The sequence below is a fragment of the Brevundimonas albigilva genome (genome assembly GCF_023573565.1).
Taxonomy (GTDB): Bacteria; Pseudomonadota; Alphaproteobacteria; order Caulobacterales; family Caulobacteraceae; genus Brevundimonas; species Brevundimonas albigilva.
In genome coordinates, this window is the sequence record NZ_CP097649.1 from 1107617 (window position 1) to 1123905 (window position 16289).

Below are 16289 nucleotides of genomic sequence, written 5' to 3' on the forward strand. Positions count from 1 at the left end.
GGCTGCCTCAACAAACAACGGAAACGCCGCGCTGACGAAAGGGCCCGCGCGGCGGGGGGTGTGAACCCTCGAATTCAAGAGCGCGGGCTATTACACGCATCGCGCCGGACGCGCAACCGCCTAAGGTCGGTTTCAGGCGGCCTGCGCCTGATTGCGCCCCAGGGCGGCGGGATCGGCCACCATGGCCAGCAATTCCGCCGCGTTGAAGGGCTTGGCCAGGTGCCGGTCGGCGCCGGCGCTGCGTCCGGCGGCGATATGTTCGGGCATGGCGTTGGCCGTCAGCATGACGATCGGCGTCCGCGGCGCGCCCATGGCCGTTTCATGCAGGCGGATCTCGCGCGTGGCGGTCAGCCCGTCCATCACGGGCATCTGCATGTCCATCAGGATCAGGTCGAAATCCTGGCGACGACAGGCTTCGACGGCCTCTGCGCCGTTCTCGGCGATCACGATCTCGACGGGCGCCTGCGCCAGGATCAATTCGATGACCCGGCGGTTGGTGGGATGGTCGTCGGCCACCAGGACGCGGGCGGGGGCGGCGATGACGGGCTCGTCGGCCTGGTCCCTGGCGACGGGCGGGGCGCAGCGTTTCATCGGCAGCGTCAGGATGAAGGACGAACCGCCGCCCGGCGCGCTTTCGCAGTCCAGGTCGCCGCCCATCATCTCGGCCAGCTGGCGACAGATCGACAGGCCCAGGCCCGATCCGCCGAACTTGCGGGTGATGCCCCCGTCCGCCTGTTCGAATCGCGTGAACAGCCGCGCGCGGGTGGCGGCGTCGAAGCCGATGCCGGTGTCCTCCACGGCGAATCGCAGGGTGGGCGCGCCGTCGCGCTCGGGCCCTTGCTGCAGGGTGACGCTGACGAACCCCTGCGAGGTGAACTTCACGGCGTTGGAGATCAGATTGGTCAGCACCTGTTTCAGCCGCACGGCGTCGCCGCGGATCCACAGGGCGTCGTCCACGTCGATGTCGACGTGGAAGTCCAGTCGCTTCTGGCGGGCGTTCTCGGCGTAGAGCTGGGCGGCCTCGCGCACGGCGCCGGCCAGATGGAAGGCGTCCTCGGTCAGTTCCAGCTTGCCGGACTCGACCCGCGCCAGGTCCAGGATGTCGCTCAGCAGGGTCTGCAGGCTGCGGCCGGACGCCTGGATCAGGTCCAGCATCTCGCGCTGCTCGGCGTTCAGCTCGGTCTTGGCCAGGGCCTGGGTCAGGCCGATCACGCCGTTCAGCGGGGTGCGGATCTCGTGGCTCATGTTGGCCAGGAACTGGCTCTTGGCGACGTTGGCGGTCTGGGCGGCGTCGCGCGCCTCTTCCAGGGCGGCGGCGTCGCGCTTCAGGTCGGTGATGTCGGTGCAGACGGTGACCAGGCCGCCCTCGGCGGTGCGCCGATCCTGGATCCTCAGGACCCGGTCGCCGACGATGCGTTGCTCGAGCGTCGCCGAAAGCTTGCGGCGCTCGGCCAGCCGTTCGGTCAGCCAGGCGTCCTCCCGCCCCAGCGCGTCCGCGTAGCGTCCTTCCTTGAGGCCGATCCGCAGCAGTTCGCGGAACGGCATGCCGACCCACAGCTGCGTTTCCATCTCTCGGTTGACCTCGGCGTAGCGGGCGTTCCACAGCACCAGCCGGTCGTCGGCGTCATAGAAGGCCAGGCCGTCCGGCATGGCGTCGACGGCCTCGCGCATCTGCTTCAGGGCGCCTTGGCGCGAGAGGTGGTTCATCCACGCCGTCAGGCCCACCGCCCAGGCGATGCCGATCACGGCGACCAGCGTCAGGGCGTTCAGGGTCGCCGGGGAAAGGCCCGAGACGGCGGCGCCGACCTCGTCCGGCGTGATGGTCACCGCCGACAGCCCCAGCAGATGCAGCAGCACGATGGCGGCGGCGTCGAACAGGGCCAGCACGGCCAGGCTGCGTCGCGGCCCGCGACGATAGGCGAAGCCGGCCCCGGCGCTCAGCGCCACGGCCGCGACGAAGGACAGGGCGATCAGCCAGGGGTTCCATTGCAACGTGGCCGAGGCGCGAAGCCCCGCCAGGCCGACATAGTGCATCACGCCGACGCCCAGCAGGCCCAGCCCGCCGCCAACGGCCTTCATGCGCCGGCTGTCCTCGCGGAAGGTCACGGCGATCGCCAGGCCCACGGAGGCTGCGCACAGCAGGAAGGAGGCCAGGGTGGGCAGGGGCGCATAGGCGACATGGGCGTCGATGGCGACCACATAGCTCTGCATGATCAGGCAGTGGGTGGTCCACACGGCGCCGGTCGCCGTCACGGCGGCCAGCAGGCCGGGGCGACGCCCGCGATCCCCGCCCCAGGTCCAGGCGCGGTTCATCAACCAGAAGGCGGCGCTCAGTCCGACGACGCAGACGGTCGCCGCCAGGACGATCAGCCGCCAATCGTGGCTTTGACTCAGGCTTTCCAGGAACCTCTGCACGGCATCCCCTCGCTGCGCCCAGCTTCACCGCAAAGTCCTAAAGAAAAGGTACGACGGTACGGTTTCCGACCCGCGCGCTGTCTAAGCGCCGTCATGAAATCCGTGCAAGGATGGCCTTTGTCCGTCGCCGTCTCCGAGATTCGTCCCGACCATGCCCTATGAGGTTTCGCCATCGCCCGTCGCGCCGATCTCGACGTCGCGCCTGTGGACGATCGGCGCCACGGTCGCCATCGCGGTCGGGGTGATGCTGGGCCTTGCGGTCATCCATCCCCAGCTGGCGCCGTGGCTGGTGGGCGGGGCGGCGGTGGCGACGGGGGCGGCTTGGCTTCTGAACGCGCCGGGACGGCAGGAGGTCGAGCCCGTCCGCGTCGAGGACGGAGCGGCCGCCGTCCCGCCCGCGGCCTCGGTCGACCTGCTCGACCGCGTGTTCGAGGCGCTGGAAGACCCGGTGCTGATCGTCAGCGGCGGAGAGCCCGACGACATCGCCGGACGCCGCATCGTCCTGGCCAACCAGGCGGCGCGTGATCTGCTGCGCGTGCAGCGGCAGGGCGGCCTGCTGGTCCAGGTCATCCGCGAGCCGGGCGTGCTGGAGGCGGTGGACGAGGCGCTGTTCGGCGGCGTGTCGCGCGCGACCGACTACACCACCGGCGGACAGAGGGATCGCCGCTGGCGCGCCTGGACCCGGCCGCTGGGCGGGGCGAACGAGGGGCTGGCCCTGGTCGTCCTGCGCGACGAGACCGACGTGCGCCGCATGGAGATGATGCGCGTGGACTTCCTGGCCAACGCCAGTCACGAGCTTCGCACCCCGCTGGCCTCGCTCAGCGGCTTCATCGAGACGCTGAAGGGCCATGCGCGAGAGGACGTGGTGGCGCGCGACCGGTTCCTGGACATCATGGCCGCCCAGGCCGACCGGATGAGCCGGCTGGTCGCCGACCTGCTGTCGCTCAGCCGGATCGAGCTCAACGAGCACATCCCGCCGTCGGGCCGCGTCGACCTGGACCGCGCCGCCTCCGACGTCGTCGACGCGGTCAGCGTTATCGTGCGGAGCAAGGACGTCAGCGTGGTGCTTGACCAGGGCGAGGCGCGGGCGTCGGTCAGCGGCGACCGGGACGAGATCGTCCAGGTGGTGCAGAACCTGCTCGACAACGCCGTCAAATATTCGCCGGCGGGGGGCGTGGTCGAGATCACCGTCCGCGCCGATCTGTCGTTCGACGAGGCCTGGGCGTCGCGGATGCCCGGCGCGACGCGCCTGCCGCTGGTGACGCCCGACCGCACGGCCGGCCTCGTCTATGCGGCCGTCACCGTGCGCGATCACGGGCCGGGCATGGCCCGCGAGCATCTGCCGCGACTGACCGAACGCTTCTACCGCGTCGAAGGCCAGAAAAGCGGCGAGCGGCAGGGCACGGGCCTGGGGCTGGCGATCGTCAAGCACATCATGAACCGCCACCAGGGCGGCCTGGTGGTGGAAAGCGCGCCGGGCCAGGGCGCGGCCTTCACCGCCTGGTTCCCGATGGCGAGCAAGCGGCGCGCCGACGCCCCCTCGACCCAGGCCTCCATCCCGGCGTCGCTGTAACCGAACTGTCATGGAGCCGTCTTAATCCGCTGACCATTCGCGGGCAGAAGACGCGCCAGGTCGGTCCCGGGCTTTCGGGATTCCGACGATTCGCGCACGCGCACCGGGCCCCGAATGATCTGGATTCTCCTGCTGATTCTCGCAGCGCTGGCCGCCGCCGCCTTCGTGGGCGGCCGGACGCTGGCGCAAGGCCGGTTTCGGGGCGTCCGCGCGCACTCGCGTCCGGCCCAGCACGGCGCCTACGCCCTAATCTGGGTCGCGGCGCCGGCGCTGGTCGTGCTGATGCTGGCGGGGATCTTCGCCGCGCCGATCGAGCGCCAGTTGACCGCCGCCGGCACGCCCGACGCCGTCGCCGCGCTCGAACCCTTCCGCCGCGAGGCCTTCTTCGCCGACGCCCACCGTCTGGGCCGGGGCGAGCCCGCGCTGCAGATCTGGGAACGCCCCCTGGCCGAGCAGTTGCCGGTCGAGGCGCGCCGCATGGTGCGGGTCGAGCGCACCCTGCAATGGGGCGCCGCCGTCGCCGCCGTTCTGGCCGCGATCATGGGCGGCCTGTTCGCCTTCAGCCAGATCCGCCCGAACGTGCGGGCCCGCAACCGGGTCGAGGGCTGGATCTGGGGCGCGCTGTTCGTCTGTTCGGCGGTGGCGGTCCTGACGACCATCGGCATCATCGCCTCCCTGGCCTTCGACGCCTTCCGCTTCTTCCAGCACGTGCCGGTGACGGAGTTCCTGTTCGGCACGCAATGGAGCCCGCAGATCGCCATCCGCGCCGACCAGGTCGGCTCCAGCGGCGCCTTCGGGGCCGTGCCCCTGTTCGCCGGGACCCTGCTGATCATGCTGATCGCCATGCTGGTGGCGGCGCCCATCGGCCTGCTGTCGGCCATCTATCTGTCGGAATACGCCGGCCGCACCGCGCGCGCGGTCATCAAGCCCGTGCTGGAGATCCTGGCCGGGGTGCCGACCGTCGTCTACGGCTTCTTCGCCGCCCTGACCGTGGGGCCGGCGCTGCGCGTCTTCTTCAACGAGATCGGCCTGTTCCTGATCGGCGGGCCGCTGGACGGCCTTGGCCAGTATCTGGCGCTGGTGCAGAACCAGATGGCGCTGACGGCCGGCGCGGTCATGGGCATCATGCTGATCCCGTTTGTGTCGTCGCTGTCGGACGACATCCTGAACGCCGTGCCGCAGAGCCTGCGCGACGGGTCCTTCGCCATGGGCGCGACCAAGTCCGAGACGGTCAAGCGGGTGCTGCTGCCCGCGGCCCTGCCGGGCATCGCCGGCGCCCTGCTGCTGGCGGTGTCGCGCGCCATCGGCGAGACCATGATCGTGACCATGGCCGCGGGCCTGGCCGCCAACCTGACCTTCAATCCGCTGGACACCGTGACCACGGTCACGGTGCAGATCGTCACCCTGCTGACCGGCGACCAGGAGTTCAACAGCGCCAAGACCCTGTCGGCGTTCGGCCTGGGGCTGACCCTGTTCCTGGTCACCCTGATGCTGAACATCGTCGCCCAGCGCATCGTCCAGACCTATCGAGAGCAGTATGACTGACGCGACCCCCGAACAGGTCGGCGCGGCCTTGGACAAGCGTCTCGCGCGGCTGCGCGCGGGGCTGAAGCGTCGTCACGCGCGCGAGACCCGCTTCAAGCTGTACGGGCAGCTGGCCATCGGCGCGGCCGTGGTCTTCCTGGTCATCCTGCTAGGACGCATCGTCGAGCAGGGGCACACCGCCTTCTACACCCACACGGTGACGGTCCCGGTCTATATGGACCCCGCCCAGGTCGACCGCGCCTATCCGCAAGGCTCCAACTTCGAGCAGATGGCGGCCGAGCAGCAGCTGGCGCGCTGGGGGATCGCCGACGACGCCCGCGGCGACGTCTCGCGCGACATGCGCGGCCTGTTCTCGTCGGAGCTGAAGTTCGTGGCCGCCGACCTGGTGGCCCGCCGCGGCGACGTGATCGGCGAGACGGTGCCGCTGGCGGCGCCGCTGTCCGACGACGCCGACCTGTATCTGAAGGGCGAGATTTCCCGCGACGTGCCGCAGGAGCAGCGGCGCCTGAACGACCGTCAGCTGGCCTGGCTGGACCGGATGAAGGCCGAAGGGGTGATCGGCTCGCACTTCAACACCGCCCTGTTCACCAACGGCGATTCCACCCAGCCCGAGATCGCCGGGGTCCTGGGCGCCGTGGTCGGCTCGGCCCTGATGCTGATGGTCACCGCCCTGATCGCCATTCCGCTGGGCGTCGGCGCCGCCGTCTGGCTGGAGGAGTTCGCGCCCAAGAACAAGCTGACGGACATCATCGAGGTCAACATCAACAACCTCGCCGCGGTGCCCTCGATCGTCTACGGCCTGCTGGGCCTGGCGCTGTTCATCAACTGGATGCACCTGCCGCGCGCCAGCCCGATCGTCGGCGGCCTGGTGCTGGCGCTGATGGCCCTGCCCACCCTGATCATCGCCACGCGCTCGTCGTTGAAGGCGGTGCCCCCGTCGATTCGCGAGGCGGCCCTGGCGATGGGCGCCAGCCGCACCCAGACGGTGTTCAGTCACGTCCTGCCGCTGGCCATGCCCGGCGTCATGACCGGCGCCATCATCTCGATGGCCCACGCCCTGGGCGAGACCGCCCCGCTGCTGCTGATCGGCATGGTCAGCTTCGTGCCGGGCGTGCCCCACGCCATCGACCAGCCGGTCGGCGCCCTGCCGTCGCTGATCTACATCTGGGAGAACGCCTCCGAGCGGGCGTTCCACGAACGCACCGCCGCCGCGATCATGGTCCTGCTGGCCTTCATGATCGTGATGAACGCGGCGGCCATCATCCTGAGGCGGCGCTTCGAGCGTCGGTGGTAAGAGAATGAAGTTCCGAATCTTCCGCGCACCCGACGGCCACAACGACGGCGGCGACCCGACGCAGGCTCCGCGCATGGGCGGGCAGGTGCTGCCCGAGGCCGCGCCCGCCCAGACGCCCGACCGGCCCGAGCCCCGCATGGAGGACGCCGAACCGGCGCCCGGCCCCACGGTGGTCGACACGCCGCCGAGCGGACCGATCAAGATCGCCGCGCGCGACGTGTCGGTCTTCTATGACGGCAAGCAGGCGCTGTACGACGTCTCGCTTGACATCCCGGACAAGACCGTCACGGCCCTGATCGGCCCGTCCGGCTGCGGCAAGTCCACCTTCCTGCGGACCATGAACCGCATGAACGACACCATCTCGGGGGCCAAGGTCACGGGGCGGATCGCCATGGACGACGAGGACATCAACGACCGCTCGATCGACCCGGTGCTGCTGCGCGCCCGCGTCGGCATGGTCTTCCAGCGCCCGAACCCGTTCCCCAAGTCGATCTACGAGAACGTCGCCTACGGACCCAAGATTCACGGCCTTGTCTCGGCCAAGTCCGAGATGGACGGCGTGGTCGAAAGCGCCCTGAAGCGCGCCGGACTGTGGGAGGAGGTCGCCGACCGCCTCCAGTCCTCGGCCATGGGCCTGTCGGGCGGCCAGCAGCAGCGCCTGGTCATCGCCCGCGCCATCGCCGTGAACCCGGAAGTGATCCTGATGGACGAGCCCTGCTCGGCCCTGGACCCCATCGCCACCGCGCGCATCGAGGAGCTGATCGACGAACTGCGCGAGCGCTTCTGCATCGTCATCGTCACCCACTCGATGGCCCAGGCCGCGCGGGTGTCGCAGCGCACCGCCTTCTTCCACATGGGCCGCCTGGTCGAGACCGGCGACACCGAGACCATCTTCCAGAATCCGCGCGAGCGGCGCACGCTCGACTACATCACGGGACGCTTCGGCTAATCCGATGAACCAGCACACGGTCAAGGCCTACGGCGACGAACTGAACCAGATCACGGCCGAGGTCGCCCGCATGGGCGGCCTGGCCGAGGCCCAGGTCGCGGACGCCATCGATTCCGTCGCCCGACGCGACATCGCCCTGGCGCGCGCGGTGGTCGATCGCGACCTGAAGCTGGACGCGCTGCATCGCGATATCGAGAAGAAGGCCATCCGGCTGATCGCCCTGCGCCAGCCGGTCGCCAGCGACCTGCGCAAGACGCTGGGCGCGATCAAGATGGCCTCGGACCTGGAGCGCACCGGCGACCTGGCCAAGAACATCGCCAAGCGCGCGCTGATCCTGGCCGAGGTCGAGCCGATGCAGCCGCTGACCCGCTCGATCGAGCGGATGGGGCGGCTGGTGTCCAACCGCCTGCGCGACGTGCTGGATGCCTACACCGCCTCCGAGATCGACCGCGCCGTCGCCGTCTGGCAGACCGACGACGAGGTGGACGAGCATTACAACGCCTTGTTCCGCGAACTGCTGACCTACATGATGGGCGACCCGCGCACGATCGGCGCCTGCACCCATCTGCTGTTCATGGCCAAGAACCTGGAACGGATCGGCGACCACGCCACCAACATCGCCGAGACCGTCCACTACGAGATCACCGGCGACGAGATCGTCGGCGACCGTCCGCGCGCCATGCCGACGGCCGAGGACGAGTCTCCGACCCCCAACCTGTCCACCGACACGCACTGAGCCGAGACCGGAGAACCGACGTGCAGCCCTATATCCTTGTGATGGAAGACGAGGACGCGCTGGCGACCCTGCTTCAGTACAACCTCGAAAAGGAAGGCTACGACGTCACCGTCGCCTCCGACGGCGAGGAGGGAATGCTTCAGGTCGAGGAACGGCTGCCGGACCTGGTGCTGCTGGACTGGATGCTGCCCAAGCTGTCGGGGATCGAGGTCTGCCGCCGCATCCGCGGCAAGGCCGAGACGCGCAACCTGCCGATCATCATGCTGACCGCGCGCGGCGAGGAAAGCGACCGGGTGCGCGGGCTGGACACGGGCGCCGACGACTATCTGACCAAGCCGTTCTCGATGGTCGAACTGATCGCCCGCATCCGGGCCGTCCTGCGCCGCATCCGGCCCGGTCTGGCCGACGACCGGCTGAACCACGGCGACATCGTCATCGACCGCGTCTCGCACCGGGTGAAGCGTTCGGGCCAGGAGGTCCATCTGGGGCCGACCGAATTCCGCCTGCTGGACCACTTCATGCAGCATCCCGGCCGCGTGTTCAGCCGCGAGCAGCTGCTGGACGCGGTCTGGGGCTCCGACGTCTATGTCGAGGCGCGCACCGTGGACGTCCACGTCGGCCGCCTGCGCAAGGCCCTGTCCATCGGCGACGACAGCGCCAATCCGATCCGCACCGTCCGCTCGGCCGGCTATTCGCTCGATCTGGAAGGCTGATCGCGGACCGCGAGCGCAAGCTTCGCGTCAAATTCCCGCAACGCGCATCCGTCCGCCTTCGCCGTCGCCTCATGACACGAGTCATGCAGGGGAGGGGCGATGTCCGACGTCATGCGCAACTTCGGCGACGCCGTCTTCATGCTGGTCTGAGGCAGGTCTCAGATCTGCGCCGTCACCACGTCGTCGGGCTCCAGTTCATAGACCGTCGCGCAGTATTCGCAGGTGACGCGGATCTTGCCGTCGGCCTCGACCATGTCGTCGCGCTCCTTCGGCTCGAACGAAGCCAGCACCGCCGCGATGCGGTCCTTGGAGCAGCGGCAGACGGCCGACAGGGTTCTGGCGCCCTCCAGGCGGACGCCGTCCTCATGGAACAGGCGGAACAGCAGGGTTTCCGGGCTGATCGTCGGATCGATCAGTTCGTCGTCGCCCAGGGTGAAGAACAGGGCGCGCGTGCGCTCCCACACCTCTTCGGTCGAGCCGCGCGCGGCGTCGCCGGCGATGACCTGGATCATGGCGCCGCCCGCCCGCCACTGGACCCCGGCGTCGGTCTGGACCGAGCCGACGGCCAGGCGGACCTTGGTCGGCACCTGTTCGGACTGTTCGAAATAGTGTTCGGCGCACAGCGACAGGCTCTCGCCCTCGATCGGGGTGATGCCCTGGGTGCGTTCGAAGTCGGGCCCGCGGTCCAGCGTCATGATGAAGACGCCCTTGCCCAGCAGCGTCTGCGCGCCGGGCCGCGAAAAGCCCTGCGAGGCCGCCGCCACCTCGGCCTCGTCATAGCGGCAGTAGCCGCGCAGCGTGCCGTCCGTGCCGTAGTCGGCCACGACATAACGCACCGGACCGTCGCCCTGGGCCTGGATCAGCAGCCGGCCGTCGAACTTCAGGCTGGAGCCCACCAGCGCCGCCAGGGCGCAGGCCTCGCCCAGCAGGCTGGCGACCGGTTCCGGATAGGCGTGGGCCTTCAGGATCTTGTCGATGGCGGCGCCCAGGCGGACCAGGCGGCCGCGCACGGGCCAGCCCTCGATCTGGAAGGCGGCGGCCAGGTCGTCGGAAACGGGGGAATGGGGCGCGTGATCGGTCACGGCGGCGTCCTTGCTGGTCGTCATGTCGGGATCGCGGCTATTTAGGCGCCCGGGACGGCGATGGTAAGCCCCCGGTCGCGCCGGCGGGCGTCGCGCGCCTGGGATCGCGTTTTTCGCCAGCTTGGCCGGATCGGGGAACCGTTTCTGCTCCGGTTCGCTCCTTCGCTGACGCGAAAACGATTTCGCTCCAGACGACCACTCGAGAGGTTCAACATCCCATGATCCGCGATTTCGACGCCATGGAAGAAGTCCGCAAGCACCCCGGCGTGACGGCCGGCGGCCTGGCCCTGATCGTCCTGGGCGCCGCTGCGGCGGTCTATCTCTCGCAGCGCACCGGACCCACCCGTTACCAGCGCATCAAGACCCGCATGGACCCGCGCGGCTGGGTGGACGCCTCCGAACTGCGCGGCCGCTTCCATGACGCGATGGACGCCTTCCGCCACGGCGCCGAGGACTTCGGCGACCGCGCCGGCGACTATGCGCGCCAGGCCCGCCATCGCGCCGTCGACGTGGCCGAGGACGCCCGCGACCATGCCGGCGACTGGTTCCGCGCCGCGCGCAAGGGCTCCAGGAAGGCGGCGAAGAAGCACGGCAAGACCGCGCGCCGGTACGCCGACGAGGCGGCGGCCTACGCCCACGATCATCGTCGGGAAGGCGGCGCCCTGATCGCGGTGGCCACCCTGGCGGCGGCCGTCGGCGCGGCCCTGCTGGAAAGCCGTCGTCCCGACAGCCGCGTGCGCCGCATCGTCCGTTTCTGACATTTCCTTGCCGCCCATCGGCTGTCGAGCCAGGCGGGCGGCATGATTTGAGCGCAGCTGGCGTCAGTCTTTAGCACGCCTTGGCTTTGCGGCGCCTGCGAAGGTCGCTAAGAGGGCGGCCATGAGCGCGCGCCCCACGATGATCTTCGATTTCGATTCGACCCTGGTCGACTTCGAGACGCTGGAGGCGCTGGCCGACATCGCCCTGGCCGGCGCGCCCGACGCCGAGGCGACCCGCGCGCGCATCGCGGCCCTGACCGACCAGGCGATGGGCGGAGAGATCGGCTTCGGCGAGGCGTTGCGTCAGCGGCTGGCGCTGCTGCCCCTGACCCGCGATCACGTGGCGACGCTGGCGGCCCAGGCGCCCGACCGCCTGACCGCGTCGGTGCGCCGCAACCTGGGCTTCTTCCAGACGGGGGCGGTCGAAGTCGTCATCCTGTCGGGCGGCTTTCGCGAGGTGATCGCCCCGGTCGCCCAGGCCCTGGGCGTGCCCGCCGATCGGGTGCTGTGCAACGACCTGGTCTATGACGACGACGGCCGCGTGACGGGCGTGGACGGCGCCAATCCCCTGTCGCACGCCGAGGGCAAGCCGCGGGCCATCCACGGCCTGAACCTGACGGGCCGGGTGGTGATGGTCGGCGACGGCTGGAACGACGCGGAGGTCAAGCTGGCGGGGGCGGCCGACGCCTTCTACGCCTTCACCGAGGTCGTCCGCCGCGCGCCCGTGGTCGAGGCCGCCGACGCCGAGGCCGCCTCCCTGGACGAGGTGCTTCACGCCGAGGGGCTGGCGGGCCGCTGGTCCTTTCCCCGCAGCCGCATGAGGATGCTGCTGCTGGAGAACATTCACCCCGCCGCCGTCGAGCGGCTGGAGGAGGCGGGCTACACGGTCGAAACGATGAAGGGCGCCCTGGACGAGGACGACCTGATCGAGGCGGTCAGGGGCGTGCACGTGCTGGGCATCCGCTCCAAGACCACGGTGTCGCGCCGCGTGCTGGAACAGGCCGACAAGCTGATGGCCGTCGCCGCCTTCTGCATCGGCACGAACCAGATCGATCTGGACGCCGCCGCCGATCATGGCGTGGCGGTGTTCAACGCCCCCTATTCCAACACCCGCTCGGTGGTGGAGCTGGCCATCGGCCTGATGATCGTGCTGATGCGCGACGTGCCGGACAAGTCGGCGGCCATGCACCTGGGCAAGTGGAACAAGTCGGCCACGGGCTCCCGGGAACTGCGCGGCAAGACCCTGGGAATCGTCGGCTACGGCGCCATCGGCAGCCAGCTTTCGGTGCTGGCCGAGAACCTGGGCATGCGGGTGCTGTTCTACGACCTGTCCGAGCGGCTGGCGTTGGGCAACGCCCGGCGCATGCGCGCCCTGGACGCCCTGCTGGCCGAGAGCGACGTCGTGACCCTGCACGTCGACGGCCGGGCGGAGAACAAGGCCATCTTCGGCGCGGCCCAGTTCGGCCGGATGAAGGAGGGGGCGCTGTTCCTGAACCTGTCGCGCGGCCATGTGGTCGACGTCGGCGCCCTGGCCCAGGCGATGGGGTCGGGCCGGATCGCCGGCGCGGCCGTGGACGTCTTCCCCGAGGAGCCGCGCACCAACGCCGATCCGTTCGAAAGCCCGCTGCAGGGGCTCAGGAACATGATCCTGACGCCGCACATCGGCGGCTCCACCGAAGAGGCGCAGGAAGCCATCGCCGAGTTCGCGGCCGAGCGGTTGCTGGGCTATCTCAACCGGGGCGACACGACCTTCAGCGTCAATCTGCCGAACGTCCAGCTGGCCGAGGTGTCCGGCGCGCACCGGCTGCTGCACATCCACCGCAACCAGCCGGGCGTCCTGGCCGAATTGAACCAGGCGCTGGCGGCCGCGGGCCTGAACATCCTGGGCCAGCACCTGAAGACCAGCGAGCGGGTCGGCTACGTCATCACCGACGTCGACCGCGACTACGATCGCGAGGCGCTGGGCGTCCTGAAGGCCGTCCCCGGCACGCTGAAGTTCCGCACCCTGCACTGACACCGTCGCCGGCGGGTGCTCTTGCGCGCGCCGTCTCGGTGAACGGAAACGCGGGAGAGGATGTCAGGCCAAACCCGCCAACTCTCCAAGTGACGCTGCCGCGACCGCAACGATTCCAGCGGCTTGCCGGATTCTCGCCCCCTCCAGCCCGCCTGAGCTGAAAACCGTGCCATGTTTTCCTCGTCCCGTCGCACCGGAGGGCTCGTAAGGCCTGCGACCTTGCGGCGGCGGGAGCGGAGGAAGCGGGGGCGGGTCTGGAACGGCCCGCGCCGCCTCGCCGGCCGGCGCACCGGACGCGCGAGGCGGAGGGTCGAGGGGGATACTCGGCCGCACCCGGACGGGGTTTCGCAGACCCCGCCGGCCCGCCGCAGGCTTATGGGGTTAGGCGATAAGACCGCCACCACTCGGCGCCCCGAGCTTGCAGGCCAATCCTTCGCGCGGAGCGTCCAGCCCTCGTCGAAACGGTACTCACATCTCAGAACTCCGGGCGAAGGCCCGGCGCTCCGCCCAGCCCTCCATCGACTCCGCCGGGAACGGCGGGGGGGAACACGCATGTCTGGAAAGGAGCCGTCATGGCCAGCCCCAAACCCCGCCGCCCCAAGCCCGGACGCGGCCTGCCGCCCCCTCGCAAGCAGAGCGCCGAGGAGATGGCGGAAGACGCCCGCCTGCGGCGCGAACTCTGGATCCAGTGCGAGCGGCTGGATCGCATCATTGCTGAGAAGAGGGCGCGCGACGCCCTGGAGCGGGGCGTCGTCGACGATTGACCCTCAGCCCTCCAGCAGCGGCTGCAGCAGCGGGTGGGCCAGGACCGGCGCGGCCAGGCGCACCACCGCCTGCGGATCCTCCAGACGCACCGCCGCGGTCGCGTCCGCCACGATGAAGTCGGCGTGGGTTCGCGACGGCTCGGTCAGGCGCTCATGGCCCGGACGCACCGTCGCCAGATATTGCGCCACGACCGAGTCCGCCGACCGGCCGCGTTCCTCCTGATCGCGCAGCAGGCGGCGGATGAAGCGAATGTCGGCGGGGGTGTCGACGAAGACGCGGATGTCGAACAGGGCCGTCAGTTCCGGCGTACACAGGACGTGGGTGCCCTCGACCACCACCACCTCCGCCGCCGGGATCGGCTCCCCGCCCGGCTCGCGGCCGTGATGGATGAAGGAATACAGCGGCGCCGTCACCGGCCGCCCCGCCTTCAACTCAGACAGGTCGGCGATCATCAGGTCATGGTCGCGCGCCGCCACGTCGTCGAAGTCGAAGGTCGCGGCGTCGAAGCCGGGCAGGGAGGCGGCGTCGCGGTAGTAGGAGTCCTCGCGCACCAGCACGGCCTTGCCGGGCGGCAGGGCCGAGACCAGGGCCTCGGCCAGGGTGCTCTTGCCGGAGCCGGAGCCCCCCGTGATCGCGATCAATATGGCCATGTCGCGCCTTCTAGATCGGCTTTCGCCGCAAGGCCATCGCGGACGATCCGTCGCGCCGAACCTGACCCTGCGTCACGTTGCTTAACGACGATCACCAAGATAGCGTCGCCATCAAGCGTCGCACCCAAGCAGACGCACGCCAAGGGACAAGGACACGACGATGCTGGGCTTGATGCAGGACTGGCCGCTGACGGTCGACAAGATCATCGACCACGCGAAGAACTGGCACGGCGACCGCGAGGTCGTGACCCGTTCGGTCGAGGGGCCGATCGTCCGCACCACCTACGCCGCCATCCACGAGCGGGCCAGGCGCGTCTCCAACGCCCTGAAGGGCTGGGGAATCAAGCCGGGCGACCGCGTCGCCACCCTGGCCTGGAACACCGACAAGCACATCGAGACCTGGTACGGCGTCATGGGCATCGGCGCGGTGTGCCACACGCTGAACCCGCGCCTGTTCCCCGAGCAGCTGATCTACATCATCAACCACGCCGAGGACCGGGTCATCTTCACCGACCTGACCTTCGTGCCGCTGCTCGAAGCCATCCTGCCGCACATCCCCAAGGTCGAGCGCGTCATCGTCATGACCGATGCGGCCCACATGCCGCAGACCAAGCTGCCCAGGGCCGAAGCCTATGAGGCGGTCATCGCCGGCCAGTCGACCGATTGCGTCTGGGGCGACTTCGAGGAAAACACCGCCTGCGGCCTCTGCTACACCTCGGGCACGACCGGCAATCCGAAGGGCGTGCTGTATTCGCACCGGTCCAACTTCATCCATACGCTTCTGGGTCTTCAGTCGACCGTCCTGGGCGCCACGCCCAGCGAGGTGATCCTGCCGGTGGTGCCGATGTTCCACGCCAACGCCTGGGGCATCGCCTTCGGCGGGCCGGCGGCGGGCGCCAAGCTGGTCATGCCGGGCGCCAAGATGGACGGCGCCTCCATCTACGAACTGCTGGAGACCGAGAAGGTCACCTTCTCCGCCGCCGTGCCCACCGTCTGGCAGGGGCTTCTGATGCACATGCGCGAGCACGGGCTGAAGTTGTCGACGGTCAAGCGCGTGCTGATCGGCGGCTCGGCCGTGCCCGAAAGCCTGATCCGCGCCTTCCACGACGACTATGGCGTCGAGGTGCTGCAGGGCTGGGGCATGACCGAGACCTCGCCCATCGGCACCCTGTCGAACATGACGCCCGAGCTGGAAAGCCTGCCGTTCGAGGAGCAGCTGAAGTGGCGCGTCAAACAGGGCACGCCGCCGCTGGGCGTCGAGCTGAAGCTGAAGGACGACGCCGGCCGGACCCTGGATCACGACGGCCACACCTTTGGCCACCTGATGGTCAAGGGCCCCACCGTCGCCCGGGCCTATTTCCGCGAGGAGGGCTCCATCGTCGACGGCGAAGGCTTCTTCGACACCGGCGACGTGGCCACGGTCGACGACATGGGATTCATGCAGATCACCGACCGCTCCAAGGACGTCATCAAGTCGGGCGGCGAATGGATCAGCTCCATCGAGATCGAGAACATCGCCGTGGGCCATCCCAAGGTCGAGCTGGCCGCCGTCATCGGCGCGGCCCACCCCAAATGGGACGAACGCCCGGTGCTGCTGCTCAAGCTCAAGGAGGGCGAGGCCCTGGACAAGCAGGAGCATCTCGACTTCCTGCAGGGCAAGATCGCCAAATGGTGGATGCCGGACGACGTTGTGGCCCTGGACGAAATCCCGCTGGGCGCCACCGGCAAGATCGACAAGAAGCTTCTGCGCGAACGGCTGAAGGACTACCGTCTGCCGGCCTGACCTCGAATCCGG

Annotated in this window: 13 protein-coding genes; 10 read left to right on the plus strand and 3 right to left on the minus strand. The window is 69.5% G+C overall.

Annotation, left to right across the window (positions count from 1 at the left end; translation table 11 throughout):
• Window positions 1-132: 132 nt before the first annotated feature.
• On the minus strand, window positions 133-2415 hold the full coding sequence (locus M8231_RS05520) for a hybrid sensor histidine kinase/response regulator (protein ID WP_249750866.1): 2283 nt from the start codon (window positions 2413-2415) through the stop codon (window positions 133-135).
• 151 nt (window positions 2416-2566) lie between these two features.
• Here M8231_RS05520 and M8231_RS05525 point away from each other — a divergent pair, with 151 nt between their 5' ends.
• The 6 genes from M8231_RS05525 (at window position 2567) to phoB (ending at window position 9225) form a co-directional block, all read left to right on the plus strand.
• Window positions 2567-3988 (plus strand): sensor histidine kinase, encoded by a 1422-nt coding sequence (locus M8231_RS05525; RefSeq protein ID WP_249750865.1) that lies wholly within the window; start codon window positions 2567-2569, stop codon window positions 3986-3988.
• A 114-nt stretch (window positions 3989-4102) separates the two neighbouring features.
• Window positions 4103-5533, plus strand: a complete 1431-nt coding sequence (pstC, locus tag M8231_RS05530) for a phosphate ABC transporter permease subunit PstC (RefSeq protein ID WP_250202416.1) — start codon at window positions 4103-4105, stop codon at window positions 5531-5533.
• Window positions 5526-6827, plus strand: a complete 1302-nt coding sequence (gene pstA, locus M8231_RS05535; RefSeq protein ID WP_250202417.1) for a phosphate ABC transporter permease PstA — start codon at window positions 5526-5528, stop codon at window positions 6825-6827. Before pstC ends, pstA begins: the two co-directional genes overlap by 8 nt.
• 4 nt (window positions 6828-6831) lie before the next feature.
• A complete protein-coding gene (gene pstB, locus M8231_RS05540) occupies window positions 6832-7776 on the plus strand; it encodes a phosphate ABC transporter ATP-binding protein PstB (RefSeq protein ID WP_250202418.1) in 945 nt (314 codons plus the stop codon).
• A gap of 4 nt (window positions 7777-7780) precedes the next feature.
• The gene (phoU, locus tag M8231_RS05545; protein ID WP_249750862.1) at window positions 7781-8512 is read left to right on the plus strand and encodes a phosphate signaling complex protein PhoU; all 732 of its coding nucleotides are present in this window, start codon (window positions 7781-7783) and stop codon (window positions 8510-8512) included.
• 20 nt (window positions 8513-8532) lie between these two features.
• A complete protein-coding gene (gene phoB, locus M8231_RS05550; RefSeq protein WP_249750861.1) occupies window positions 8533-9225 on the plus strand; it encodes a phosphate regulon transcriptional regulator PhoB in 693 nt (230 codons plus the stop codon).
• A gap of 158 nt (window positions 9226-9383) precedes the next feature.
• On the opposite strand, the gene M8231_RS05555 is transcribed toward phoB, so the two are convergent.
• Window positions 9384-10307 carry an Hsp33 family molecular chaperone gene (locus M8231_RS05555; protein ID WP_250202592.1) on the minus strand — a complete coding sequence of 308 codons (924 nt, stop codon included), beginning with the start codon at window positions 10305-10307 and terminating at the stop codon, window positions 9384-9386.
• A gap of 218 nt (window positions 10308-10525) precedes the next feature.
• On the opposite strand from M8231_RS05555, the gene M8231_RS05560 reads away from it, so the two are divergent.
• The 3 genes from M8231_RS05560 (at window position 10526) to M8231_RS05570 (ending at window position 13843) form a co-directional block, all read left to right on the plus strand.
• A complete protein-coding gene (locus M8231_RS05560; protein WP_249750860.1) occupies window positions 10526-11065 on the plus strand; it encodes a hypothetical protein in 540 nt (179 codons plus the stop codon).
• 121 nt (window positions 11066-11186) lie between these two features.
• Window positions 11187-13079 carry a phosphoglycerate dehydrogenase gene (serA, locus tag M8231_RS17065; RefSeq protein WP_249750859.1) on the plus strand — a complete coding sequence of 631 codons (1893 nt, stop codon included), beginning with the start codon at window positions 11187-11189 and terminating at the stop codon, window positions 13077-13079.
• A 572-nt stretch (window positions 13080-13651) separates the two neighbouring features.
• Entirely contained in the window at window positions 13652-13843 is a 192-nt protein-coding gene (locus M8231_RS05570; protein WP_249750858.1) for a hypothetical protein, read from the plus strand.
• Between the two features lie 3 nt (window positions 13844-13846).
• On the opposite strand, the gene udk is transcribed toward M8231_RS05570, so the two are convergent.
• Window positions 13847-14494 (minus strand): uridine kinase, encoded by a 648-nt coding sequence (gene udk, locus M8231_RS05575; protein ID WP_250202419.1) that lies wholly within the window; start codon window positions 14492-14494, stop codon window positions 13847-13849.
• Between the two features lie 160 nt (window positions 14495-14654).
• Here udk and M8231_RS05580 point away from each other — a divergent pair, with 160 nt between their 5' ends.
• A complete protein-coding gene (locus M8231_RS05580) occupies window positions 14655-16277 on the plus strand; it encodes a long-chain-fatty-acid--CoA ligase (protein ID WP_249750857.1) in 1623 nt (540 codons plus the stop codon).
• Window positions 16278-16289: the final 12 nt, after the last annotated feature.